Source organism: Rhodopirellula sp. J20-39 (assembly GCF_057365095.1).
Map to the genome: position 1 here is coordinate 4,672,235 of NZ_CP195123.1, position 26,849 is coordinate 4,699,083.

At 54.4% G+C, this 26,849-nt stretch carries 15 protein-coding genes; 3 read left to right on the forward strand and 12 right to left on the reverse strand.

All coding sequences use genetic code 11. The features are described from left to right. Positions 1–299: 299 nt before the first annotated feature. A complete protein-coding gene (locus ACR3ZL_RS16990) occupies positions 300–494 on the forward strand; it encodes a hypothetical protein (RefSeq protein WP_473651931.1) in 195 nt (64 codons plus the stop codon). Between the two features lie 136 nt (positions 495–630). Here ACR3ZL_RS16990 and ACR3ZL_RS16995 read toward each other — a convergent pair whose 3' ends face one another. The 7 genes from ACR3ZL_RS16995 to ACR3ZL_RS17025 form a co-directional block, all read right to left on the reverse strand. Then, the gene (locus tag ACR3ZL_RS16995; protein WP_473651930.1) at positions 631–1,920 is read right to left on the reverse strand and encodes a hypothetical protein; all 1,290 of its coding nucleotides are present in this window, start codon (positions 1,918–1,920) and stop codon (positions 631–633) included. After that, entirely contained in the window at positions 1,917–3,281 is a 1,365-nt protein-coding gene (locus ACR3ZL_RS17000) for a DUF1552 domain-containing protein (protein ID WP_473651929.1), read from the reverse strand. Before ACR3ZL_RS17000 ends, ACR3ZL_RS16995 begins: the two co-directional genes overlap by 4 nt. 35 nt (positions 3,282–3,316) lie before the next feature. Then, positions 3,317–5,776: a DUF1592 domain-containing protein gene (locus tag ACR3ZL_RS17005; RefSeq protein ID WP_473651928.1), complete on the reverse strand. Its 2,460-nt coding sequence runs from the start codon at positions 5,774–5,776 to the stop codon at positions 3,317–3,319. 223 nt (positions 5,777–5,999) lie between these two features. Next, positions 6,000–9,074, reverse strand: coding sequence for a CRTAC1 family protein (locus ACR3ZL_RS17010; RefSeq protein ID WP_473651927.1), 3,075 nt, complete (start codon positions 9,072–9,074; stop codon positions 6,000–6,002). A 173-nt stretch (positions 9,075–9,247) separates the two neighbouring features. Further along, entirely contained in the window at positions 9,248–11,926 is a 2,679-nt protein-coding gene (locus ACR3ZL_RS17015) for a serine/threonine-protein kinase (protein WP_473651925.1), read from the reverse strand. 91 nt (positions 11,927–12,017) lie between these two features. Then, complete coding sequence (locus tag ACR3ZL_RS17020; protein WP_473651924.1) at positions 12,018–12,815, reverse strand: EF-hand domain-containing protein; 798 nt, start codon at positions 12,813–12,815, stop codon at positions 12,018–12,020. A gap of 159 nt (positions 12,816–12,974) precedes the next feature. After that, positions 12,975–13,595, reverse strand: a complete 621-nt coding sequence (locus tag ACR3ZL_RS17025) for a sigma-70 family RNA polymerase sigma factor (protein ID WP_473651923.1) — start codon at positions 13,593–13,595, stop codon at positions 12,975–12,977. A gap of 96 nt (positions 13,596–13,691) precedes the next feature. Between ACR3ZL_RS17025 and ACR3ZL_RS17030 the strand changes: the two genes are divergently transcribed. Further along, positions 13,692–16,523: a sulfatase-like hydrolase/transferase gene (locus ACR3ZL_RS17030; RefSeq protein ID WP_486172805.1), complete on the forward strand. Its 2,832-nt coding sequence runs from the start codon at positions 13,692–13,694 to the stop codon at positions 16,521–16,523. Positions 16,524–16,762: 239 nt separating this feature from the next. Further along, on the forward strand, positions 16,763–18,088 hold the full coding sequence (locus tag ACR3ZL_RS17035) for a PQQ-binding-like beta-propeller repeat protein (protein WP_473651920.1): 1,326 nt from the start codon (positions 16,763–16,765) through the stop codon (positions 18,086–18,088). Positions 18,089–18,168: 80 nt separating this feature from the next. Here the strand turns inward: ACR3ZL_RS17035 and ACR3ZL_RS17040 are convergent, their stop codons facing one another. The 5 genes from ACR3ZL_RS17040 to ACR3ZL_RS17060 all read right to left on the reverse strand — a co-directional run bounded on the left by ACR3ZL_RS17040 (position 18,169) and on the right by ACR3ZL_RS17060 (position 26,162). Further along, positions 18,169–19,077, reverse strand: coding sequence for a bestrophin family protein (locus tag ACR3ZL_RS17040; protein WP_473651919.1), 909 nt, complete (start codon positions 19,075–19,077; stop codon positions 18,169–18,171). 164 nt (positions 19,078–19,241) lie between these two features. Continuing rightward, positions 19,242–22,418, reverse strand: coding sequence for an efflux RND transporter permease subunit (locus ACR3ZL_RS17045; RefSeq protein WP_473651918.1), 3,177 nt, complete (start codon positions 22,416–22,418; stop codon positions 19,242–19,244). Between the two features lie 22 nt (positions 22,419–22,440). Beyond that, positions 22,441–23,814 (reverse strand): efflux RND transporter periplasmic adaptor subunit, encoded by a 1,374-nt coding sequence (locus ACR3ZL_RS17050; protein WP_486172806.1) that lies wholly within the window; start codon positions 23,812–23,814, stop codon positions 22,441–22,443. A 233-nt stretch (positions 23,815–24,047) separates the two neighbouring features. Then, a complete protein-coding gene (locus tag ACR3ZL_RS17055; RefSeq protein ID WP_473651916.1) occupies positions 24,048–24,749 on the reverse strand; it encodes a potassium channel family protein in 702 nt (233 codons plus the stop codon). A 186-nt stretch (positions 24,750–24,935) separates the two neighbouring features. After that, positions 24,936–26,162 (reverse strand): glycoside hydrolase family 16 protein, encoded by a 1,227-nt coding sequence (locus ACR3ZL_RS17060; RefSeq protein WP_486172807.1) that lies wholly within the window; start codon positions 26,160–26,162, stop codon positions 24,936–24,938. Positions 26,163–26,849 lie beyond the last annotated feature (687 nt).

Consider the following 26,849-nt stretch of genomic DNA (forward strand, 5'->3'; position numbering starts at 1 on the left):
AGCGCCCGGGGCGTTAATTCGGACCAGCAAAGCCGAGGGCGAGAAATTCAACAACATAGGAAGCCCATTAGGAAAACTAGCCTGCCCTTCCAGATGGCGCGGCTCCAATCTAGCGTCACGCCTATTGCTCAAAAATCACGGAAATACTCAACAAACCCGAAATTTGCAACCAAATTTCACAAAACAGTGCTTTTAATCGGAATATCACGCGAATCTGCGGCATTAGCCTCTGAGGGAATCAGACAAGGCGTCTGAATCGTTCAATACTTCGCCAATGTTCCTTATTCAGAGAGATTGAGATGAAACTCTTCGCCACCCTGATGCTCTTCGCATGCTGCCTGATGGCAACCGGATGCGGATCCGATGAACCTAAGCTCATCGGCACCGGTGATCCTGAAGCAATTGCCGAATATGAGAGAATCATGGCTGAAACACAGCAAATCAAACCGGAAGAAATGAAAAAGATCGAACAGGATATGCGAGCAAAAAGATGAATGCTCAGTAGCCTTTCTGTTGAGAAGCAATCCAAGCGAAACCCATGATCCAACCGTCCACGCATTTTTCACTGGACGAATGTCGACCAGTGTTTGGTTATCAAGCCAAACTGCGTTCTAGGGCCAAGCACCATCGCTATTGGGTCGGCACCACAATCCGTTGCGGACGGATGTCGAACGGAGCGATCTTCTCTTCTCGAGGCAAGCTATAGCGAGTCCAGGTTCCGGCCTGGACTCGGACCGTTCGGCCTGGCCGAACACCTTCTAGAAGTTCCGGCATTCGAATGCGAATGCCATAGCCGCTGCTACCGGGCGATATCGGTTGTCCACCTCGAGACTCGTCCGCCGGCCGCGTTGTAGATCCGGACTCCGATTTCTGCACTGACTGCGAAACATCGATCCAATCCGTGACATGTACATGCTTCCCATCGTTATGGGCGTCATGGGTTCGCAAGTTCGATTCCGCCACCAAAAGACGCGCGGGTTTGTTAACCGGGAAGTAGTCGTGATGCCGTGGTTCGAAACCTGAATAGAATTCGATGTCCACGATGCCGGCACCTGCATCCAAGTAGTCGATCTTGGTCACCATCCCTGGAAATCCACGGTCGAACATGTGCTGCTCAAAGGTTCGAAATTGCTGTTCCGTTGCCCGGGTTCGACTGTCGGCATCAAGCCAAATATCGGTCAACCGCCCAGGCCCGTACATTGTCGCCCACGTCATGTTGAACAGCATCACTTGCCCGGCGGCAACGTCGCTCAGGTCAACGATCTTGTCGGCTCGCCAAACTCGCGTCGCTGCGGTGTAGTCAAAGGTTTGCTGACCGGTCAGGCCTTCTACCGATGGATAGCCGGCAAGCTCCGACAGCACCGAAGCCTCTTCCAGTTCGACACGTTTCGCGACTAGCTGATGCTTGGTCTCATCAATCGAAACGACTTCCCAGCCGATGCGTTGTCGTTGATAAAACGTAAAATCGTCTTCCAGTCGCAACGCTTGGCTGAGCGGTGAATCCGGCGAACGGTCATTTGGCTCATTACTGACCGTGGCCGCGTAATCGGTTTCCTTCAACTCCACCTCGAAATCGCCTGCCGGCCCAAGATGAAACCAACCATGCAAGTGAGTGCCAAGAGCGAGGTCGCCTAGCGTCGCGGGTGAGCCGTGGTAGTACAACGCTCCATAGGGAAGCATGCCGAAGGTGAGCGGCAGATCTTGGTGATACTTATTGCGTGTGTCGAGGCGGTCAGTACGTATAATTCCAGTACGGTTAACGTGATCCACCATCACTAACTCGCCGGCGATCGGATACGACGTGCCTGGCTCGGGAAAACGATCTGGCGTGGCGATACTTGCTCTCGACTGGGCAACCGCCACGCTAGACATCAAGCAACTAACCACCACCAACAGAGTCAAAGACTTAAGCCACATCATGCTTCGATCTCCGATAGGGAAGCGAGGCTATCGGCAAAAGTCTCCGTGTTCACTCCCATTCGCTGGGCCATCGTCAACAACACATTGCTTAGCCGACCTTTCTCATTCGCCGGACGCGAGCAAATTCCGTAGTGCTTCTTGGCATCGGTAACGTCGTAACCATCGATGTGTCCGACGTTGTAATCCACGTGTTGGCCATGCCGCAGTCCCAACTTGCGTCCACCGGCCAAAATCGTGGGTACGTTCGCGTTGCCGTGACTGTGACCGTACGCCATACCGCTGCCGTAAAGCAGCATGGTGGTGTCTAGCAATGGACCGTTAGCGTCTTCGACCTCCGAAAGGCGATCCAGCAAGTAGGCAAACTGTTCGAAATTGAACGCATCACTTTCAGTCAACCGGCGAAGTTGTTCGGGATCACCGTTATGATGAGAAAGAGAATGGCGGGTTTGGTTGATCGATATTTCTGGGATGGGTAACCCCTTGCCTTCGTCACCGCTACTGAACGTGATCACTCGCGTCATGTCGGTTTGAAAGGCGAGTACCATCAAGTCGTAGATGGTCCGAAAATACTCGCCGACTTTTTGCTGGGATACCTCTCGGTTGATTCGCCGTTGATCGGCATTGTCAATTTCCGGACGTGGAACGTCGAGCCACCGGTCGGCTCGCTCGGTCCGCAATTCGACTTCACGAACCGACGAAAGATATTGATCCAGCCGCGTTTTGTCCTGATTTCCAATCCTGCGTTTCAGCGATCGGGACTCGTCCAAGATGGCATCCAATACGCTGCCAGTTTGATGCAAGCCGCGCCGTTCTTTCTCGATTCCACCTTCGGGAATATGGAACAAACGCTTAAACACTTCCGCTGGCTTGGTTTCGGCCGGCAACGAAATACCGTCGGCATTGTAAGACAACGATCGACCGGTATTGCTAAGCACGAGCGACGAGAACCGAGTCATCGCGGACGTTCGACTCGCCATCAACTGGTCCACCGAAATCGAATTTCGCTCGGTTGGGCCAATCTTGCCGCCGGTTAACCAAATGCTTTGGCAACCGTGGTGGTGGCCTAATGCGTTGGGATGATGCAAACCACTGATCGGCGTAATTTGATCGCGATGCCGTTCCAGCGGTTGCAGCGACTTGCTGAACTGATATCCCTTCCCCGTTTGCAAGATTTGGTAGTCAAGTGTGTTGACGCCATTGGGAAGATAGATGAATACGCTGCGGCGAGGCGAACCATCGACGTTCGATGCCGCCTTCACCGGACGCATGCATTCCATCATCGGTAGAGCCAACATGGCACCGGCGCCGCGAAGGACATGCCGACGCGAAATCCGTCGTTGCAATGAGTGATAGTGAGCCATCGTTATCTTCTTAATAGAGATGCGAAGGAAGTGAATCAGCGTTTCAAGAAAAGATCCGAAAGGACAAAATTCTCGACAAGGGTTCGCAAGCGATATCCGTCAGCCTGGCTGGCCTTCGCGATCGCCTGAATGGCGTCGCGATCATCGACCGTCATCGGACGCCGCAACGCGAAGGTCGCCAATTTTTCGATGAAGGCTTGGCCAAAGCCGTCCAAGTTCTGCAGCATCAACTGCTTGAACTCCTCGGGCCCAGCGAACGGGCTGCCATCGGGCATCACGCCACTGGCATCCACCGGAGGATTTTTGCCGGTTCCGTGCTGCACGTATTCTTCGGTCCGCCAACTTCCAACGGCGTCGTAGTTGTCAAAAGCGAAGCCCAGCGGATCGATTTTGCGATGGCACGCGGCACACTGAGCATGAACGGTGTGCGCCGCCAACTTCATCCGAATCGTGGCTCGCGGCTGATCTACCGGGTTGGGCTCAATGGCATCGATGTTGGCCGGTGGTGGGTTCGGTGTCTTGCCTAGCATGACCTCGGACACCCAAATGCCGCGATGCACCGGACGATGCCGAGTTCCATCGGACGTTAACGACAAGATGGATGCCTGAGTCAGCAGACCACCGCGATGGTCATCGGGACTTAGCGACACCTTCTGAAATCCAGTCGCCGGCGGTGCTTCAATGCCGTAATGCGCCGCCAATCGCGGGTTCACCATCGTCCAATCGGAATCCAAAAACTCGCGGATCGAACGGTTCCCATCGAAAACATTTTTAAAGAACAACGTCGACTCCAACACCATGCTCTTTTCGAGCCAGGGATCGTAATCGGGATACAATTTCTGATCCGGTGGGAACATCCCAACGCTCCCTAATTGCAACCATTGCCGCGGAAATGCATCCGTGAACCGATCCATTTTGGCATCCGACATCAGCCGACGAACCTGCGTTTTCAGCGTTGATGGATCACTCAAACCGCCAGCGTGGGCTGCCCGCAACAGTTCCATGTCGGGCATCGAACTCCACAGGAAAAACGACAAGCGTGATGCCAATTCCCAATCGTTAAGAGTCGTTCGATCTTCGTCGGGACTGCCTTCACGCAGGTAATAGAAATTTTGAGAAGCCAGAATTCCTTGCATGCCCAATTTGCATGCGTTTCGAACGGTTTCGCCGGAGTCGATTCCTGCTTTGACAACCTTCACGTATCGATCGAGTTCTGAATCGGTGGGTGGCCGCCGCCAAGCCAACCCAGCGAATCGGGTCAAGACCTGACGAACCTCTTCGGTGTCAAAATTGCCAGACGGCAAGAAGCGATCACGCTTTTGCTGCTCAGCGGGATCCACGATAGGGCCTTCCCATTCGATGGAATCGAAGATCAAAAACGGATAAAGAGCGTTTCCATCTTCATCGGTCATCTTCCGCTGCCACGGGGCCCTTGAGAGTGGATTGTCCAGCGTCGTGAAGGCATACTGCCCCGTCGGACGACCAGACATTGGGGAATTCGATGGCCCCGCAACTTCGTTGTTGATGGTCATCGCCACCTTCCCTTCCAGGTAGGTTTCGAATTCCAAAACCACCGGCTCTTTCTCCGGTGCAATCACATCCTGTTCAAAGATCATTCGGTCCAGTTGCTGGCAATAGATTGCCACATGGGGTCGACGGCCGTCCTTCGATGGCAAGCCGCTGATTTTGAGTTTGCCCCGATAGACGCCTGGCGGCATGTCGTAGAAAGCATGCACCGGCTGGACGTTCGATAAACGATGCCCGGGCCAGATCAACGTACGTACTTGGTCCTCAATCCCCAGTTCCTTAAATTCCGCGCGACGGCCGCGGTTGGGCCAGTCGATATCGATCGCATCCTTCGTCCAGGTGCGAGTCTCGGCAACCTTGTCAGGATACGCAGCGTCAAGAATTGAGCGTGCCGCAGCGAGATACTTTTCCACGTGCGACGGTGACAGCGAAAGCTGGGCTCCAATCCGCTCGAACCCTTTCCATTCTGGATCCGCCGACATGCGACCGGGGGCGGAAGCATCGTACTGGACGCCCAGTAGATCCTCGATTGTGTTGGAATACTCTTCACGACTCAGACGGTAAAACGCTACCGAAGCTCGCTTGGACATCCGGGCACGCTCGCCTTCCTTGATCCGTCCACCAATCCAATCTACGACGCGTTCGATCTCGGTGGCGGTTGGCTGCGGGTTGTCGGGCGGCGGCATTTCACCGGCGTTGATCCGACCGATCACTTCGTCCCAAAGCTGGACATTGCCAATCGAATCAAAGTCGGCGGCAAGATTGTCGAGACGGAACTCCCCTTCTTGCTCGTCAGCGTTGTGGCAATCGAAACAATGCTGACGCAAGAAAGGCAACACGGACTGTTCGAACGAGCCGAGCAAGCCGACCGGCGGAGAACCGGTCGGCCTGGATTCGGCGGCATTCGCGATGACACCCGACGCTGGCAACATGACGAGCACGAGGGTGCAGATGACGAAACGCTTCATATCAAAGCGACCGCGTAATGGAGGAGGAGGTGAGGCGGGCTGATGTTTCGCAACGCCATAAAAGGCCCCGGCGAGACAACAGTGATGGAGGCAGGATAGTCTTCCTGCTACCCCAATGGCGCAGTACGGCAAAACGTCACGCCATTAACACCGGCTTTTTGAAAAACAGCAGTCTCGCAGGCTGAATAATCCACCTATCCTCTATCGAGCTTTTTCCAAGCGACTACCGGGCAACTTCGAACGGCTCTTGGCCTCGCACAACGGTCCACTCACGATCGATATCCAAACCCTCAAACGGCTGTTCCGTGCCATCGGCCCAACGTATTTTGCCAGCGACCGGCTTGCTCGATTTCCCTAGCCCGAAACGCACCACTCGCTCATTGCTGCACAAATAGCCATCTCCAGCGGAGACAACGCCGGTCCAGCGATCGCCCTCGCGTTCGATTTCGATAACGGCACCGATCGCGTCTCGAGCCCCATCGCGGTCCACCAATCGAAAAGCAATTTGTCGATGGTCGGACTCCGTATGATTGATCAACATCGCCACCGGTTCGGTTTGGTGACTGACAATCAGATCCGTCTTCCCATTTCGGTCGACATCCACCGTCCACAGTGCCCGGCCGGAATGGTTCCTGGATAGATATCCATCGGCAGCTTGGTTTAAAAAAACCGCGAAACGACCGTCCGTCGCCTGATAATAAACCTGCATGGGTTGCAGGTATTCCGACTCGCTTTCATTGGTTGGAAAATCAACATGCCCGTTGGCCACAACCAATTCCAGCAACCCATCGTTGTCAAAATCGACCGCTTCAGTTCCAAACCCGACCATCGGAAACGCCGCTTCGGACAGATTTTGCTGCAACGTCCGGTCGATCCAGAACCCGTCCCCGTTCTGTTGATGAAGCGTGTTGTATTCCCCTTCAAAGTTCGTGATGTAGATGTCTAAGTCACCATCCCGATCCATGTCCGCAGTCGCAATTCCCATCGAAGCTTGCGGGCTGGACCGATCGTCCGTGGCAAGTCCGCGCGTGATCCCGGACTCAATCAACCGAGGCGAATCCGACGAGGCGTGGCTGTAGTAATGGTTGTTGCTCATGTCGTTGGCAACGAAAATATCCAGCCCAGGTTGTCGATCCAACGACGAAATCACAACCCCCAGCCCACGGCCCAGCATCGTTGGCTGGAAGCCCCATGCTTCAGTCATGTTGACGAACGTTCCATCACCTTGATTGCGGAATATTTGATCCGCTTCGGCGGCAAAATAGATCGGCGCACAAGATTTCTCGATCCCCTTTTCTTCATCCACACAGGAGTCCGTGACCGGATCTAGGCCCGCGCAGTAGTTCAAAACCACGATGTCAGAGAGCCCATCCCCATCGATATCCGCAATCGCACCGCTGGAGGACCACAACGAGGGCGAATCAGCGAAGACGAATGATGTGGCGTCGGAAAATGTGCCATCACCGTTGTTGATGTACACCACGTTTTCGCCGTAGTTCAAAACCAACAAATCTGGAAAACCGTCCTCGTTGAGATCGCCAACTGAAACGCCCTGCCCGAACCCGGTGTCGCTGGTAAGCGTGTGCTTTCCCACGTCGACAAACCGGCCATTTAGGTTCCGCCACATCGAATTGGGATCTGAATCGCGTGCCGGTGGAGTGCCACCAGCGGCTGACAAATACAGATCGCACCACCCATCCAAGTCGAAATCGATGGCGCCACCACCACAACCGAGTTCCGCATAGATCGGAATACCAGGTTCATCCAAGTCGTCTCGCGTGCGACCGAAGAAATTCAATCCTCGCTCGGCAGCCTCATTGTGTAGCGTCGGTGCGACGGACGCGACCAAGACCGTCGACACCGCAGTCCGAGAACCGTCAGCCGGGTTGGATTGCAGTTTGGGCATTGGTAGATGACTGAGATCCCAATTCAGTTCGGGATGTTCTTTGGTGGTTTGCCACGGCGTGTCGCGGCGAAGCGACTTCACGATAGATTGCCGCACCAATTGGATATTGACCGGGGAACGTCCCTCAACAGCAACCTCATTGGGAGTCGCGTTTTCATCCGATTCTGGAAACCCCATACCAAGGGCCGCCCAAGCTTCCGCCTCCCAAAGCCGCCCCAATGAAGTCAATGCCGTGGCAACACTCGCCGCTTCCACGCGTGAATCGCGTCCAGCACGATCAAACCGCTTTTTAGCCTGCGTGATCTTGCTAAGTTCGTTCGCGCGTTGATGAGCCGATTCAATAGTTGTTTTAACCTCGTCCATTCCCTCGACTTCCATGGCGGTTTCCGGCATCTGCCCCAGTGTCGCGGCCAGTTTGGCCCAAACCGATGCAACATCCGGGTTCCGCTGCGTCGCTTCCCAATATGCACGTGCAGCCTGGTTGAATTCACCGTCTTGCCGTGCCCAATCCCCACGCACGCTCCAGTAAGTCCACTCCGATTCGAATCCCTTCAACTGTGAAACGTCATCCAGCCATGCAGGCAATTCCTGAAACCTTCCTAAAGCAGCCAGGGTCCGTCCGAGCAACAACTGTGCTGGCAGAAAATTCGGATGGGTGCCGAGAATCTGGCGAATTTCGGTTTCCGCCTCCTTCATTTTGCCACGATCGAACAAGCTCTTCGCCTTGCCGATCAAAGGTCGTTTGTCGTTCGGATTCCGCTGAACCATTTTGTCGAGCGAATCATTTTCCAGGTCCCGCTTCTCGGTGTTGCTTAACTCCATCAGCAATTCCACATCAAACTTACGGTTCCGCACCAATTGGCGTCCGTGAGGCTTGGCCTCCGATTGCCGCTCAAAGATGACCAGAAAATCGAATAACCAACGGCGCGTCTCGTCCTGGTCAGGGTGCTGGGCGACCGCTTCAGCAAGCAGATCGATGCCGTCGAACGAACGACCAATTGAAATCAAACCGGTTACCGCCCGCTGCACTGCTGCCGCGTCGGAAAGTGAACTTGCTCTCGCAGCATCCACCAACAGATCCACCGCCATCTCGGGACGCTCGTTCCGGTGTGCTACCTGGGCGACCAACGAAAGAACTTCAGCACTATCCGCATTGGCGATCAATACGGCATCCGAAAACTCGTCAGCCGCCGCCCAATTTCCTGCTGCGATTGCCGCTTGCATGGACGCCAACGGCGACACAACCGCCTCGCTGGACGCTGAATTCGATTCCTCTGACGCGTTCTTGGATCCACATCCAACAAATGCAACCAGCATGCTCAACACGACAATGGTTGCCAACACGGAAGACGTTGCCAATCGCGGAGCCACTTCAGGGAACATTCGATTCATCGTTGCAAGACAAACTGGATACAGGACAAATTGGGACCAAACACGACGCAACTTCCTTGATGTCCCGTCTTTGTTGCAAGTGTAGCGTCTCGCTAACGGATTGTTAGACTCGGCATGCTTTCAAGCCGAGTTGCATCTTCGTGGCTCCACCAAACCATCGCGGCGCAAGAACCTCAATCGTTTGGGCCAGAATCTTCGTTTGCGGATGTCTGGCTGCCAGGACTCTGACTAACTGGATCCTGATTAGCTGGAACTGGGCTAGCTAGAGCGGGGCTTGCTGGCGTCTCGCTTTGGGTGTTTTTTTCACCGGCCTGATCAAACTCGCTGATAACTTGACGCGTGTGCACGACAAAAGCTTGGTCCTGATCCGATGGCAAGATTGCATCCAGATCCGTTTTGGCTTTTACAATCGCGCCCCGTGCTGCCGTATCGTCACCTTCCAATTGCTTGATTTCAGCCACGGATCGAAACAACAACGCACGCCAACACAAGTGCGTCGAACTGCTGGGGGCATCAGTGACCAATTGAGTTTGAACGGAAATCGCGTTTTCCAACTGCTCGATGGCAAGCGTGTATTCGCGGCGTGTTCGCGACAGACTCGATAACTTGTGCCAGATATGAACCTCCGCAACAGCGAACAAGGGTGTGTCGGGGAACTGCGTTCGCAGCGGTCGCAAATGCTCCAGCGAGCCGGTTAGCCGTGACCACGCTTCTCGGCGCTGCCGGATTGTGCGTCCTTCCCGCCGCAGATTCGCCCCCGCAAGCGTTTCCACCAGACTGAACCGAACAGCGATATCATCCGGAACCTGTTCGAGCTGACGATTCAGGATACCAATTGCCTGGTCCACTAGTTTCTGCTTCGCCATCGGCCGTTTGACAAGTCGCGACTCCGCTAAGCGAACCCGTGATCGTAGGATTTCAACGGTGCTGTTGTGTCTCGATTCGCTCTCCTGGTTAGTCTCCCGGTCGGTTTGACTCGTCATTTTGCCTTGATCGGCGATTGCGTGCAGCCGTTCCAAAATAGCGTTCGCCGTCTCAAGATGGCCCCGACGCTGCTCGATCAGGGATGGTGATGGGACGGCGACACGACGCCGTTGGGGAGGCGGGTCGCCGAGAGCTACGTAAGCACGAGCGAGCATCAATTGAGCCTCGTTGTCAAACGAGGGAAGTTGCTTGGCAGCGGCGATCGCCTTTTGGCTCGCTGTATCGGCTTCATCGAAATGCATCGCCGCGGCCAAGACTGCAGCCAATTCATTGTGCAACCTTGCCGTCAGATTCAATTTTTGTTCATCGGGTAACCCAGCCTTCTCACTTCGCGAAAGAAGGGTATCGATACCTTGTTGCAGCGAATCAATCGCGGCGGACGTTTTCCCGAGTTGTTGCTGGATGGTTGCCAAGCGAATGCTGGCGTCGGTCATTTGCACGATCACATCAGGACGCGTTGGTGATTGCTGGGACAACCGTTCGTACAACGGCTGGATCCCTTCCAAGACCTTCGCGGTATGCGGTGACGGTGCCAAAGTGAAGGGTGTCGCTGCAGCATCGTCGAAGGCGGTATCACCGATCGACGTTGATGGAATCGCAACCATGTCCACGATACCGTCGAGCGACTGAAGGGCCACGTCGATCGTTCGTTCGGATTGCCGCAACGCCGACGCCGTTCGTTCATTCGCAGCGGAAACGGTAAGCCATCCGGCCGTCGACGCCGTCGTTGCAACCACCAGCGAAACCACCGCAATCGCCGACGCTAAGGCAATTTTCGGATTGCGACGACACCACCGCATCGCGTTTGTGAATGCGGATGTTCGGCGAGCGTGAATCGGCTCGTCATTTAGAAAGCGATCCAAATCGTCACGAAAATCGGCGGCGGTTTGGTATCGCAAGGACGATTCAGGGTTAATCGCTTTAGACACGATCGTTTCCAAATCAGCCGACACATCGCTTCGAATTTGTTTGACCGGTACAACTCGATGCTCGCGAACGGAATCCATTAATAAATGGAGATCCGTTTCCACGAACGCCGCGCGGCCGGTCAGCATTTCATAAAGCGTCAAGCCAAGCCCATAGACATCGCTGCGTTGATCGTCGCAACCACGAAACCGCTCCGGTGCCATGTAGCGAGGACTCCCACTCAGCGTTTGGGTCATCGAGACATCGTCGAGTGTATTACGAGCGAGCCCAAAATCGGTGACCTGCGCGTTATCGCTCTCATCGATCAAGATATTGGCTGGCTTGATGTCGCGATGCAAAACGCCACAACCGTGTGCATAGGCAAGCGCGTCGGCGACCTGACGAGCGACGGTCGCAGCTTGACGACAAGCAAACAGATTTCCAGCCCGCGCAATCCGCTTGTCCAATGCCTCGCCTAACACCAATTGCATGACGAGGTAGTGTGTGCCATCAGCTTCACCGGTGCCGAAGATCGGCACGATGTTGGTGTGGTGCAACGAAGCGGCCGTCTTCGCTTCACGCTGAAATCGTTGCAAAGCCTCTTCGTCCAGCAAGCATTGTTTGGGCAACAACTTTACCGCAACGATACGGCCTAATGATTCCTGGCAAGCTTCATAGACAATCCCCATCCCGCCGCGTCCGATCTCGCGTATCAGCCGGAAATCACCTAGTTGCTCAAGAGTTCGGCCGGCAAGAGTTGCGGTTCCATCACGACTGGCTTGTTGATCAATCTTGACTTTTTCGATTGATAAAACCAGCGGGAACACCTCACGAATCGACGCGTCCAACTCAGGATGCCGCCTCGCGTATTCATCGATCGTTGGCCGATCTCCGTCGCGATATCGAGCCAGGAAATCACTGGCAAGCACATCGACCGATTCATAGTCGTCGGAGTCAAGCATACGGACCGAAAGTGTTTCGAATGGTTGATAGAAGGCAAAAGCGGCAATGCTATTTGAACCTTTCCGAAGCAGTCACGCATACCCCTTGATGTCATCTTCCAGTTCGCCGGCCCTGTGTTGGCGCATTTTTCCGCTCCACCGATTCACCGGCCGGATTCAAACGATTGCGACGAAATTGGGCCGCCAACACCAATCGTTCAGCTTGATCAAGCATTCCATCGCGATTCGCGTCCGCGATTTCAAACGCGTCCTGCATGTGCTCGGGTAACTCGTCCGCGCTAATCAGACCGTCGTTGTTCTCATCGAACTCCAGTACAGACTTTGCGAAATCGGCATCGGCCTGAGCGGGATCGCCGCCGCGTCCTCCCGGTTGTCCACCGCCTGGACGTTCACCACCTAGCCGTCCACCACCCGCTGGGCCACGTCCTTGCCTTGCCCCAGTCCGAGCCTGATCACCGCCGATGCCTCGCCCGCCTTCCCGGCCACCCTGACCTTGCATTCCAGGTCTACCTTGCGATCCCGGGCCGCCCTGCGTACCGGGTCCACCTTGCATACCGGGGCCGCCCTGCATACCGGGGCCACCTTGCGGGCGTAGTTCATCGCCTGACAAACGTCCATCGCGATTGCGGTCCAATTTCAAAAGCGATGAAGTCGCTCCGGCGATCTCGGCCTCCGACAATTCATTATCGCCGTCGGCGTCAAAAATCCGTAACCAAGGCGGAGTCTGTTGCCCTCCACGTTGGCCGTTCATTCCCTGACCTTGGCCGCGGCCCTGACTAGGCAATTGCCCGCGACCTTGGCCAGGTCCAGGCCGTTGAGCATTCGCAGCGGGGACAGCGACAAAGAGCGAAACCGTTAACAGGGCGAGAACTGGGATTGCGATTTTCATTGAATGGGCTCAATAGGATGCTGACTGGTATGGCGACAGAACTACAAACCCGCCGAAACAGCGTGATCTACTGGAATAATCCGCAGGTTCCGTGAAAGTTTCGACCAAGTCCGATACACACCATTCAGCGAAGAGCCACCTGGCATTGGCTCCTTCATCTCACCCCAACTGTTCCAACACGTGCCGCAGACGCTCGAGCGCCCGGATGTATCGGATACTGGCCGCCTTCGGATTGATATCCAGCTCAACGGCGACCTCTTGATTGGTCAGTTCTTCGAAATGCCGTAACGCCAACACTTCGCGATCGATCTCATTCATCGTTGTCAGTGCATCACGAATCTGCGAAATCAATTCTTGTTTCACCACCGCCTGGCTCGGTGACGTCAGGTGCGCGATGAATCGCTGTGACAAACACATCGAGGTATCGCCCCAAGGCGAGCCAGCACCAGCCTCGCCCGTGGTCGCTTCCCGAAGCGTCGAACGGGACTCGGTGCCCAGGTGACGCCGATGAACGTGGCTAAGGGTTTGGCCCGTAACCAATCGGAGCCACAGGAAAAACGACGGGAAATCGCCGTCAATGAAGCGCTGAATGCGTTTTTCCGCGTCGAGAAAGACCTCCTGCACCACGTCGTCGGCGTCGACTCGCCCACGAACTTGATCGCTAAGTCGGAAGTGAATTATTTGCCAAATTCTTGGCCGATGGTGCACGAAAACGTCCGCGAAATGAGATGTATCGCCCGCCTTAAGTTGCTGCTGAAGCTGCTCGATCGAAGAATTCACAAAGGGCTTCAAAAAGTCGGTAGATGTTTAAGGTCGACCGGGTTTAGGTCTTTAAGCACAACGCACTCGGCCCCATTGTATCCCAGGACCCACATCATGAAACCAACGTCCGTCATCTATTCGTGCTTCATCTATTTGTGCGTGACTGTCGCCGCACTGACGTCGGCATCAAGCTCGGCGACTGCCGCACCGATTCGCGGCCAGCAGCCAAATGTGATCATCTTATTGGCGGACGATCTCGGATGGGGCGACGTTGGTTTTCACGGCGGCAGTGCCGAGACCCCCAACATCGATCGTCTGGCCGCCGACGGTGTTCGACTGAATCGTTTTTACGCCTTTCCAGCTTGCAGCCCTGCGAGAGCGGCGATGCTGACCGGACGTTTCCCCCACCGATACGGAATCTTCGGCCCAGTACGTCCACGTCAAGAAGGTTTGCCAACGACCGAACTGCTATTGCCTAGCGAATTTCAACGAGCAGGCTATCAGACAAGCTTGATCGGCAAGTGGCATCTCGGACAATCCAGTCAGCCAGCGTCCCATCCAACGCGCCGTGGCTTCGATCACTTCTATGGTTTTATGGATGCTTCGATTGACTACTTCGACCACACGACCGGTCGTGGACAAGTTGATTGGCAACGGGACGGTGCGACGGTTAACGAAGATGGCTACGCCACAGACCTACTGACCGCTGAAGCAGTTCAGCAAATTGTCAACCGTGACCAACGCAAACCTCTTTGCATGGTGGTTTCGTTCAACGCGCCGCATTCACCGATCCAGGCTCCCAAGTCTTTAATCGCGAAATACCAACATCGGCTTGGCGAACGAGAAGCGACCTATGCGGCGATGGTGGACTCGCTGGATCAAGGCATCGGGCGAATTCTAAAAGCGATCGACGATCAAAAGTCGCGTGATAACACGATCGTGGTTTTCGCATCGGACAATGGAGCGGCACGGATGGGCACCAACGCACCATTCCGAGGGCAAAAACGCGAAGTTTATGAAGGCGGCATCCATGTTCCGTGTGTCATCCGCGCTCCTGGATTCTTGAAAGCGGGATCACAAAGCAACCAACTTACCGCCATTCACGATCTGTTCCCCACCCTAGCCGACGCTGCCGACGTGACTATCGAGACACGCAAGCCTCTCGATGGCATCAGTGTTTGGGATAACCTTCGAACCGGCAATGCAGTATCGCGGTCCATGGTGATTGCGGAAAACGATCTGGCGATTTTTGAAGACGATTGGAAACTAGTTCAACCAGCCAACGGCAGGGCGGAACTTTACAATCTTCGCAGTGATTCGACCGAGTCGATTGACCAGGCCGCCCAACAACTCAAGCTCGTCGCTGCCCTTAAAGCTCAACTAACTCAGTACCAAAGTCGAGTGTCGCGGGATCAGCCCACTAATCTACAAACGGGTGCCGCGACCAGCGCAGGCCAGACACCCGCAACCACGCTGACGGCGAAACAAACAAGCAATCCACAAGAAGGTGAAGAGCTGGCAAAAGCAACTTTACGTGGCGACATCGTATACAGCGTTCTAGGAAATCGACGCGTCGAGTCCAACGGATTTGGGATCCGGTTGCTGAACGCCGAGGACATGGACAACAATCGGCAACAAGCGGGTGAAGCATCACTGCCCATGAAGATCAACAACCCTGAACAACGTTGGTATCGTTATTCGATTTCGGCGATGGCACAAGACAATTTTGAGGTCGATCGCGACGAGCTGTACCTGCAGGTTGAGTTCTTCCAAAAGTCGGGCACTGATTCCTTGGACCTGATCAAGACTCGAATTTACTCGCAAGTGGAACGTGAACGAGCCGACCTGAAAGACGAGGGAACCAACAATAGCCTGGGCCAGGGAACATGGCGTACGTACTCGATGAATTTTCGGACACCGTTCGCGGAAGTTGACCAACTGAAGTTGAGTATTGGATTCGTCGGTAAACCAATGAGCTCAAGTAAGGTTGCCAAGAGATCAGAGTTTTGGATTCGCAGCATGACGGTCGATCCCATTTCGGTTCCCGATAGCTACCAACCCAGCCAAACCGCGTCAGCATTCCCGCAACCGGATCTCAAGACGCTGGTTTATCTCGGTGGTCGCTGGTACTTCGATCCCCAAGGCGGACCGCGGACGGTTCCGAAACAATTCGATTACACCAACGCGTCTCAATTACTCTACAAGTCGGGACGGTTCGAAGCCCCCTTCGCCGGAAACATGTCATCATGGTTGCGAGCGGGCTACTTGGACTTTGCCGGTGATGCGGTCGACGTCGATAAGCCGAAACCGTACTCATTGATCGTCACGTTCACTGACCAGCACCTGGTGATGCGAAGCCGAAACCTGCCCAATCACCCAACAGCAACTTTCCCCGATCGTTGGCGAATGCTTGATGGCAACCCGGCTTACATTCAAGAGCAAGCCAACACGTGGCATATTCCGTTGACACCCAAACGGGATCCAAGGGCTTTCGCGATGGACGCATCGAATTCGAACCAAGCCTTGCCGATGGGTGCGATTGGCGTGGCAACCAACGGAGTGATTTTCTTTAACCCGTTCGACCACATCAACGAAACCGATGCAACTTGGCGTCTGGATCGTTGCTGTGGACATCCAAGTCCTCGCAACCAGTATCACTACCACAAGTATCCGGTTTGCGTTAAAACGCCATGGAGCGACGAGGGCGAAGCCCACTCTAGCTTGATTGGTTTCGCGTTCGACGGGTTCCCAGTCTACGGCCCCTACGAGTCGAGTGGGGTACTCGCTAAGAACGACACGACCAATCCGCTGAACGACTTCAACCTTCATACCGACGCTCAGCGTGGTCCACATTACCACGTGACGCCTGGCAAGTTCCCTCACATCATCGGTGGCTATTGGGGCGAACTGGAATCGCTCAATGGACGCAAACGACGCCAACCCTAGAAGATGGTTCTCGCGGATGGGTGAAGAGAGACAGATTCAAATTGAGCTTGAGGGCTGGAAAAGTTCGAATGAGAACTGCAAATTGGAAATCGGACTCGTTACATTTCGATAGACAAGTTTTACTTTTCCGATGGGCAGTTCTTCTTTTTTAGCCGGACACGTGCACGCGTGGCGACCTGCGTCGAACTCGGCATCTTCTCTATCTGCCTTTCAGTCCAAGCCTGCTAAGCGAGCCGATCATGATCAAACAAGTTTTCAGCATTGTTCTCTTGGTCGTCGGACCGTTGACGTTGGGTTGTGGCAAGCGGACTCCCGTGGTCGAGGTTTCCGTAGACCAAAGTGGGATCACCATCGATGATCTTACCCCTGTTGAATCCGTGGATTTGCCCTGGTCGCAATGGCGTGGTGGTAGCGGCGGGCTTGTGGATACCGATTCAGTGAATGTCGACGAGATCCCAGTTCAGTGGAGTGCGGAATCAAACGTTCGCTGGCAAGCGGATGTTCCGGGACGTGGACATAGCAGCCCAATCGTTGTGGGCGACTTGGTTGTCTTGGGCTCGTCAACACAGGAGCCTGCAGAACAATTCGTGCTAGCTTACGATCGCGTTAATGGAACGGAGCGATGGAAAGCAGTTGTGCATTCAGGAAGTTTACCCAAGGGACGCGAGGTACATGCCAAGGCCACCAACGCCAATGGAACGATCGCAAGTGAAGGAAAGCATTTGGTCACTGCATTCTTAAACGGAGAACATATCTGGGTGACCGCACTCGGACTCGATGGCGAACAAGTCTGGCAAACCGACATCGGCGCATTCGCATCGCGGTTCGGGTACGCGCCGTCACCCATCTTGTACAAGTCGCTTGTGATTGTCGCGGCCGACAACGGTGGCGGCGGATACCTGGTCGGGCTTGATATTCGCACGGGCGAGATTGCGTGGCGACGTTCGCGTGGCAATCGTGATAGTTATTCCAGTCCTGCGTTGGTTACGCTGGCGGACACCGATCAAGTGGTCATCACGGGAGCAAACCGGATGGCCAGCTATGCACCAGCCACCGGCGAATTGATTTGGGAAACGGAGTGCATTGCCGAGGCAACTTGCGGAACCGCCATTGCAACCGGTGACCATGTTTTCGCATCGGGCGGCTACCCAGACAAAGAAACCGTCTGTCTCGATGCGACCGGCAATAAGGTCTGGTCCAACCGCACGAAACTCTACGAACCTTCTCTCGTAACCGATGGACAGAATATCTACGGCGTCACCGATGACGGAATCGCATATTGCTGGGACGTTACCGACGGCACCCAACACTGGAAGAAACGACTCGGCGGCAAGTTCAGTAGCTCTCCCGTGATCATTGGCGACAATGTGTACGCGTCTGATCTATCAGGCAACGGCTACGTCTTCAAAGCCAGTGCCGAGGAATTTAAGTTGGTCTCGAAGAATCAACTCGGCGACGATTGCTATGCAAGCCCCGCCGTCGCCGGAGATGCAATCTTCTACCGAGTCGGGTTCGGAAACGGGCCGCAACGAAGCGAGAAGCTGTTTTGCATCGCCAGCGAATGAAATCCGACGGTGAAACCGATCGTTCGTTCAACAAGAATCCGCCACCAGGTCGGGGTCCGGAAGCCGAGCGTCAGTCGTGATTAGTACAGCACGCCATCGACCGGTTCGATCTTGGCCGGCAATTCTTTTTCGCCCAACATCTGACGAATGTTGATTTCGATAGTACGTGAAAGTGCCAAAGTGGGCGTGTCCGAAGGTCGGTTACTGAACGGGTCTTGAAGGTATGCTCCGACGTGATCGACCAATAGGAATCCGAAGGAAAGCGTTAGCGAAATAAAGATCAATGCCGGAGTGGGAACTCGAACCAGCCCCAATGGCAGGAAGAAAACAAAACCGTAGATCAGCCCATGCACCATCCGGCTATACAATGCGGGGAACGGCGTGTTTCGAATGCGTTCGCATCCGCCCATCGCATTCGTCAAACGCGTCAGCGTTCGTTCCAGCTCGACGAATTCATATGCATCGATCTGATTCAGTTTTCTTAACCGACGCAGTTCGATCGCTTGCCGATGCAGGATTTCATTCGGAACGTTCTGGCTGGTCCGATACAGCTCGATTTCTTCGGTGCTGACTAAGCCTTCGATGCCCGCAAGAGCATTCTGGCCACGCAAGTTTCGACTTAGCGCATAACACCAAGCGGACTGCCGAAGCGACATTTGATGAACGACTGACCGGATCCGCTTCGGATCGTGATCGGCTTTGGTGAAAGCGTGCAGTTGCCGTGTCCAAGTGCGTGAATCGTTTACGATCGCCCCCCACAACGTACGAGCTTCCCACCAGCGGTCGTAACTTGAGTTGGTTCGAAACGCCAACAGCAATCCGATCACGGTCCCCAGCACTCCTAAGATCGCCATCGGGAACTCGTATTCCTCGACAGGATATTCCCAGTCGATCCAGGAAACCGCCAACACGTAGCCGAGGATGGGAAGCATCGGCAACCAAAGTTCGCCTACCAATCGCCACGATGTCCGAGAAGAGTCTGTGATCATCAGTCAAATTTGTTTCATCGTGTAAGAAACTCGAACCAACCTCTCCGAACAACGCCGCTGAACTGCGACCCAATTCGGAGGAACTACAAAGGCAATTGCGGGCTTACCAGCCCAGCCAAAAACTTCGTCACATCAAAACAACGATCGCTAATCTCCTTCGCCAACTAGTCAAGTCTCTCTTGATTGTCCGACGCTGTACCAACGGCTGCTGCCGATTCCGCTGTCGTCGCAAGCTCCGTTTCTTTCGATCGCCATTCCGCCAGTCGCTGGAAGACGACAAAGAACGTTGGCACGAACAACAGCGAAAAGACGGTCGCAGCAACCATCCCGCCTACGACCGCGTTACCGACCGCCTGACGACTCGCTGCTCCAGCACCCGTTGCAACCAGCAGCGGCAAAAAACCCAGAATCGAAGAGAACGCGGTCATCAAGATTGCTCGAAAACGCAATCGAGCAGCATTGATAGCGGAATCCCCGATCGAAAGTCCTCGACGCCGTTCCTCACTGGCGAATTCAACAATCAAGATCGCGTTCTTACTCGCCAACGCGACCAACAACACAATTCCGATTTGAGTGTAGGTATTGTTCGGCGCACCTCGCAGGATCAACGCAAGCACAACTCCTAAGACAGCCAGCGGCACGACTGCGATTACAGCGGCGGGGCTGGTCCAACTTTCGTACTGCGCCGCTAGTACTAGGAACACGGCCACGACAGCCAACAAGAATACAAATCCCTGCCCACCGGCCGCTTGCTTCTCTTGGAATGACATGCCAGTCCATGCATACCCAAACCCGGGCGACATGCGTGAATCGGCCATTTGTTCCATCAAATTGAGTGCTTCTCCCGAGCTTTTTCCAGCCGCTGCCGATCCATTGATCGCCGCACTTGGATACAAGTTGTATCGACGAACAACCGACGGTCCAAAATCATCTCTCACATCGACGATCGATCCCAGCGGAATCATTCGCCCGCCACGGTCTCGAACGTCAAGGTCCGAGATACTCTCTGCTGATGCCCGGTACTCGGCTTCGGCTTGAACACGAACCTGATACGAACGATTGTTGTAAGTAAAGTCGTTGACGTACGACGATCCCAGATACGCCTGCAACGTGCCGAAGACGGTTTCCAGCGGCACGTTCATGTTCTTTGCTTTCACTCGATCCACATCCGCAAATAGCTGCGGCGCGTTGGCTCGGAACGACGTATTCAGTCCCGCCAGATCGGTTTGCCCGTTTCCTGCGTTGACCATGTCTTCGGCGGTAGCTTGAAGCGCCGCATATCCATTTCCGCCTTGATCCAGCACTTCCATCTGGAACCCGCCGGCGGTTCCGAGACCATCGATTGGCGGGGGCGAAAAGGCGAACACCGCGGCACTCTGCACCTTGCTAAATCGTTGCTGTAATGTTTGCAAGATCGCGGGTAGGCTCCGTTCCGGATCAGTGCGTTCATCCCAAGGATCGAGAATGACGATTGAAAATCCGAGATTGGATCCAGCATAACCGCCTAATAGCGAGAACCCGGCGATCGATAGATTGTTCGAAACACCCGGGATGTCCTCATAGATCTCTTCCAATTCTTGCATCACCGCCTGCGTCCGCTCGCTCGACGCCGAATCCGGCAACTGGACGTTTACAAACAGATAGCCCTGATCCTCCGAAGGAACAAATCCCGTCGGAAGTGAACTGAACGTCAATCCGGTCGTTCCCACCAACGCAACGTAAGCGATCAAAACCATCAATACCAAACGAACGAACCAGCGGATGACGATCGTATAGACCGACGTTGCACTATCGAACCCGCGGTTGAACCATCGGAAGCCGACGAAGTTGGTCTCCGTCGGCGCCCTTAGAATTAGTCCGCATAACGCCGGACTTAATGTCAAAGCGTTGAGCGTGCTGATCAGTACTGCACCGGAAATCGTTAAGGCAAACTGACGCGATAGTTCGCCTGTGATCCCGCCCATGAACGCGGTTGGTACAAACACGGCAAGCAGCACCAGTGTTGTTGCGATAACCGGGCCAGTGATTTCCGACATTGCTTTCACGGCCGCATCCTTGGGTTTCAACCCGTCGGCCAAGTGCCTTGTCGTATTTTCAACCACCACAATCGCGTCGTCCACCACGATCCCGATCGCCAGCACCACTCCGAACAACGACAGCATGTTGATCGAAAATCCGATCACCCTCATCACCGCGAACGTACCAATCAACGAGACTGGAATAGCGACGACCGGGATAATCGTGGCTCTCCAGTCTTGTAGGAACACATAGATCACCAATACCACCAACAGAACGGCAACGGCGAGTGTCTTGTAAACTTCAACAATCGACGCTTCGACAAACAATGTCGTATCGAACGGAACCTGGTATTCAAGCCCCTTGGGCCAATTGCTACTGTTGCTCAGTTCCTTCATCTTTTCACGCAGTAACGAAGCCGTCGTCATGGCATTGGCGTCGGGCAACTGATAAATCGCAATCGATGCCGACGGCTGAGAATCGAAACGTGAATCGAACGTGTAATCTTTGCCGCCCAGCTCCACCCTCGCGACGTCCTTGACCCGCAGCGCACGTCCATCGTCTCCCGTCGTAATGATGATGTCTTCAAACTCTGCCGTCGTCGCCAATCGCCCCCGGGCGCTGACGGTAAGCTGATAGGCGGTGCCCGCGGGCGAGGGTGCCGCTCCGACTTGGCCAGCGGCAACTTGGACGTTCTGTTCACGAATCGCAGCAACAACGTCAGCGGTTGTCAAACTCCGCTGCTTTAGCTTCCGAGGGTCCAACCACACTCGCATGCTGTAGTCGCCGGCTCCAAAAACCTGAACCTCACCAACCCCAGCAACCCGGCTCAGTTCATCTTTCACCGACAACGAATAGTTGCTCAGAAAAAGATCGTTGTAGGTCCCGTCCGGTGATGTCAACGCGATGAACTGCAGGATCTGTGTCGATTTTTTCTTGGTTGTGATCCCTTGCGAACGCACCTCCGATGGCAACTGAGCCTCCGCGATTGCGACTCGGTTTTGGACTAACACCGATGCGATGTCCATGTCTGTGCCGACTTCGAAGGTCACCGTTAACGTGTAGGTGCCATCGTTCGAACTGGTCGACGACATGTAAATCATGCCCTCAACACCGTTGACCTGTTGCTCGATCGGCGTCGCTACGGTTTCCGCAATGGTCCGCGCGTCACCGCCGGGGTAAACCGCCGTTACACTGACCGTGGGCGGAGCGATGGGTGGAAATTTGGCAACCGGCAAAGAACCAAACGACACAAGCCCAGCGATCACGATGATGATTGAGATCACCGTGGCGAAGATGGGACGGTAAATAAAGAAGCGTGACATCAGACGATTTCTTTCTTTCGATTCATTCGACTTTGGAAGGTTTCAACTCGGCATCGCCTGCTTGCACGCCGTCTGGCTCGGACGCGTCACCGTCGCCCTTATTGGCCCCGTCGTTACGGTCCGGCAACGACCCTCCACGCATCAAAGTCAAATCATCTACTTCCAGAAGCTGCTTCGTCGCGTTGACCTCCAAACCCGGTCGGGCACGCTGCAAACCGTCGATGACCACACGGGAATCGACATCGATCCCAGAATCGATCACGGACCAACCGCTGATAGTTTGATCGACGGACACCTCGGCGCGTTCCACTTTTTGCTCGTCGTTAACAACTAAGCAATACTGCCCCCTTTGGTCACGAAGCACTGCGTACTCGGGAATTAACATCACATCACTAGCGTCCCCCAACGGCATTCGCACGGTGACGAACAGTCCGGGAAAAAGCTTGTCATGCGGGTTGTCGAACTGAGCTCTCAAACCCAATGTCCCCGTGGCGGAATCGACGCCTTCTTGGTCGACATAGTTCAGCACGCCCGCAAATGGAAAGCCATCATCGGTTTCCCGTTTCAGATAGACCGGCATCTCGCTCCAGTCCGGTTCGGCGAGTTCTTCATCTTCTGGCAACCTCGCTCTTTTCTCTTTCATCAAACGCAATATCAACCGGTCGCTAACGCTGAAATTTGCGAACATCTTTTCATGGTTCACAACCGTGGTCAGTTTCGTTCCGTTCTCGACAAGATTGCCTTTCTTAACGTCAGTCTTGGAAATACGCCCACCGATCGGTGATTTCACTTGGGTGTATCCCAAGTCGAGCTGTGCTTGCGCGAGACTGGCCTGGCTTCGGCTCTGATCCGCAATCGAAGCCTGCACGTTCGCTTTCGCTGATTTCAGTGCAGCCGTGGCCGCGTCGTTTTCCGCGATCGCGGCATCCAGTTGTGCTTGCGACCCCGCCTGCTTTTGCATCATCGATCGTTCGCGAGCAAGGTTCTGCGCCGTTCGCATTGCCTCCGCCTCGGCCGTGCTAACAAGTGCCTTAGCGACTTCGATCGCCGCTTGGGCCGACTCCACTGATGCTTGCGCCGAATTCACGACGGCTTGGTATTGATCCGCTTCAATCTGGTAAAGCACCTGGCCAGCAGCGACCTCCTTGCCAGGCTCGAATGCGATCGACTCCACGAACCCTTGTACCCGCGCTCTTACGTCCGCTTCCTCAACCGCCTCGATGACGCCATTTTGTTCCATGAATGGCGTGATCGCTTGCCGCACCGGATTGGCAACCGTAACGCTGGGTGGCGGTGGCGGTTGATAATCATTCTTCGAAGAATCGCATCCGATCAGCGTACTAATCATTCCCACCAGCGATAGGCAAACGAAGTAGGTCGTCTGTATTCGTTTCATCGTCCTGTACCACGTTTCCCAAATTCGACATTACGGCTGTGATTTGTCGCATCATCAGATCGGTTTGTTGTGTTGCGTTGGAAGCCAATCTCAACACCTCACCGGCCATCCGCTCAAAGACACGTCGCGATTTGCTTGCGATGTCCTCCCTTCAGCTTAGGCGAAATCATCCGTCCAGGTTGGTAATCCAGGCTCGACCCGCGTGACTTCCGCAAGTTTGTTCCACCGGCGATTCAATGGTGGAATTTTTGCGCAATGTGTACGCCGACCAATTGTGCGATCACGATTGCCAGATAGAGCTGACCGATCATCGCTTCTAACGTGGCGAACGTCCGGGCGGGCCGAGAGACGGGCTGGATGTCGCCATAGCCCAGAGTGGTCAGCGTCACGCTACTGAAATAGTTCAGTTGATTGAAAACTTCGTGGTGTCCCGCCGCGTCGTCCGGTTGCACCACCAGATTAAACGATCCCGGCTGGAACGCTTCTAATAAAGAGAAGACAAACCCGAATAGCAAGCCAATCAAGAAATAGATGCTGATCGCTCCAAGGATGCGATTCAGATCGCTCAAGTTCTTCCCAAAGACGGACTGTCCGAGTGTAAAAAGCAGCAACACAAACACGACGACGAAACACACATCCGCCGCTATGAGATACCAGATCGATCGTCCTACTTCATTGTAAGACGTTAATACGTAGCCCATCACGCCCGCACCAACGGCAATGAACCTTCGCGACCGAGATCGTGAAAGAGTTCGAAAAGCGGATGCGACCAACACTAGGAAAGTAGCGTTATATAGAGCACGCTGAACAAAACTGTCAGGCGATAGGAAGCTCTGACCGACTTGCAAGACGACCAACGCGACCAACAACTCCAGGTGACTTAAACGACGCGAGAGTATCTTGTCCGCTGTTTGCTTCTGTGCCGCCAACTTCATTCAACCAACTTTAACAAAAGGATCTCTCCAAGCGATCAGCATCATGTTCTACGTCGACATTGCGTGTGAACTTCAAGTTCAACCGTAGCACAGCAACGAGCCAGCCTCGTCCACAACATGCCTGCTAGACACCTTAGAGCCTCGTCCGTCAATCCGAACGCAAACGAAAAGCGAGCGACCTTAAGACTACTGGACGATCCGCCAAGCGCGGACGTAACGCACCAACACATCATCGCGTCCCGCTTTGATCAGATCACGGTTTTCAGGAGTCGCGACGTTCCGACCGAGCAACCCTGAATCCTTCGGAATCTTCTCACCATTCGTTTTCAAAACTGTCACGTCGCCACCGCGTGATGCTCCCGTGTTGGCTTCACGAGACAAAATCAAGTACATCGGCACCTGGGGAACAAGCTTGCTGTCCTGGCAAACCTCATTTCCGTCGATTAGCCACGTCAACCGATCGTGAGTCCATCGTAGCCCGATCCGATGCCATCCCTTGTTGATCCCCGGCGATCGCAGCAGCGTTTCCCCATCATCCCGCAACTCATTGAAGGTGGTCGGTGGATTCGTTGAGCCACCGATGCATTTCATCAGCATAAATTCATTCTTTTCGTGATCGTTGTCCGGGGTCACCGAATCACTTCGCTCGACACACAACTCATGTTCATAGATATCGATTTCAAGTCCGTTGGCGGGATCATCGTCGTAGGCAACCCGATCCGCCGTCGCAGGCATTAACCAAAACGAATGGCGATGAGCAACCGCCTCCATCGCCTCAAAGTTGACTTCAATCTCGAAATAGGTTCCCGGGCGAAACGTGATGTTGGGCGAACGCGTGTCGGTGAACCCGGCTTCGCCTCGAAACCTTTTGTCGGTAGCCAACTTGTCTTGTCGTTGCACTGGAACACGTTCCCCGTCAACGTCTTTCACCGCGAATGTGTCCAACCATGAAGTGTGCAATTCGAAGTCTGCAAAGTTAACCTCACCACGCGCCGCGTCGTTGGGGTCGGGATCCACGTATGCATGGTTGCGAACGCTACCACCCGCGTCCCGACTAACGAATCCAGGCAAATCCCCGTCGGCGACGTATCCGCGTTGCACCAGCACCCCATCGCGAAGCATCGCAGTTTGATCACGATAGCGATCGTACCAGGCCGCGTGTCGACGACCTTTTGCCTGGCGATGCTGGCTCGAATTCCCACTCGAAGCCATGTCTTCATGTCGCCACAGCCCTTCGCTTGAATCCAAATCCAAAACGGCCGATTTCGAAAAATCACTGTCAAAGACCAACTGATAGACAGTCTCTTCCACAAGGCTAGGATTCAGAATTTCAGGCTGGTGTGGACTTTCGCCACGAACGCCCCCAACCGCGAAAATCCAGAACAGCGGCAACGATAAAACAATGATTTTCATTCTATTTTTCAGGGAGGCACAGGGTGTGTTGAACAAATCCATTGTAGTCCGCCACACACAAAGTCGGTAAGCCTTCCTCTTCCAGTGCGATAAAACGGAGGCAGCCCCCAAGCGTTTGGTTCCCCAAACCGATTGCCGCACCAACGGATCCGTGACAACAAAACGCTCCAAAAGGAATGGCTCGGCAAGACTTTCAACGCAAAACCGCAGAGACGCAGAGACGCTAGGACGCAAAGAAAAATAGGAAGATCCAGGATAAAACCTTCGCGTCTCTGCGCCCTTGCGACTTTGCGTTAGAAACAACTCTCCATTTCGTGGAAAAGCACCTTACCCACAGGACTTCACCCAACTTGTCGCATTCAATAAGTAGAGTGCCTTCAGGTTTCAAATCAGCGCAGTGCTAGACAGGGAATCTCTTAACAGTGTTGCAAATTACTCTCACCACCATTGATAACGGCCGCAAGACGACAGTGTCCTGACGTTTACGACCTAGCGTGGAACACAGCAACTTTTAGCGGGGCTGTTGACCCTGCGTTGTTGATTCTTGGGAGCGACATAGTGGTGTTCCAAAGCGGGTGAAACCGCCGCCCGTTCCGTCTGACCGTAAGTCTCTTTGAAACGGAGCTACCTGTTCCGCATTTTTCATTCTGAGACACTTAGCGGACAGCCCAATTGATTATCATTGGA

Bases quoted from the DNA above. Each gene is read 5' to 3' on its own strand.
- ACR3ZL_RS16990 (WP_473651931.1), top strand. From the start codon at position 300: ATGAAACTCTTCGCCACCCTGATGCTCTTCGCATGCTGCCTGATGGCA.
- ACR3ZL_RS16995 (WP_473651930.1), bottom strand. From the start codon at position 1,920: ATGATGTGGCTTAAGTCTTTGACTCTGTTGGTGGTGGTTAGTTGCTTG.
- ACR3ZL_RS17000 (WP_473651929.1), bottom strand. From the start codon at position 3,281: ATGGCTCACTATCACTCATTGCAACGACGGATTTCGCGTCGGCATGTC.
- ACR3ZL_RS17005 (WP_473651928.1), bottom strand. From the start codon at position 5,776: ATGAAGCGTTTCGTCATCTGCACCCTCGTGCTCGTCATGTTGCCAGCG.
- ACR3ZL_RS17010 (WP_473651927.1), bottom strand. From the start codon at position 9,074: ATGAATCGAATGTTCCCTGAAGTGGCTCCGCGATTGGCAACGTCTTCC.
- ACR3ZL_RS17015 (WP_473651925.1), bottom strand. From the start codon at position 11,926: ATGCTTGACTCCGACGACTATGAATCGGTCGATGTGCTTGCCAGTGAT.
- ACR3ZL_RS17020 (WP_473651924.1), bottom strand. From the start codon at position 12,815: ATGAAAATCGCAATCCCAGTTCTCGCCCTGTTAACGGTTTCGCTCTTT.
- ACR3ZL_RS17030 (WP_486172805.1), top strand. From the start codon at position 13,692: ATGAAACCAACGTCCGTCATCTATTCGTGCTTCATCTATTTGTGCGTG.
- ACR3ZL_RS17035 (WP_473651920.1), top strand. From the start codon at position 16,763: ATGATCAAACAAGTTTTCAGCATTGTTCTCTTGGTCGTCGGACCGTTG.
- ACR3ZL_RS17040 (WP_473651919.1), bottom strand. From the start codon at position 19,077: ATGATCACAGACTCTTCTCGGACATCGTGGCGATTGGTAGGCGAACTT.
- ACR3ZL_RS17045 (WP_473651918.1), bottom strand. From the start codon at position 22,418: ATGTCACGCTTCTTTATTTACCGTCCCATCTTCGCCACGGTGATCTCA.
- ACR3ZL_RS17050 (WP_486172806.1), bottom strand. From the start codon at position 23,814: ATGAAACGAATACAGACGACCTACTTCGTTTGCCTATCGCTGGTGGGA.
- ACR3ZL_RS17055 (WP_473651916.1), bottom strand. From the start codon at position 24,749: ATGAAGTTGGCGGCACAGAAGCAAACAGCGGACAAGATACTCTCGCGT.
- ACR3ZL_RS17060 (WP_486172807.1), bottom strand. From the start codon at position 26,162: ATGAAAATCATTGTTTTATCGTTGCCGCTGTTCTGGATTTTCGCGGTT.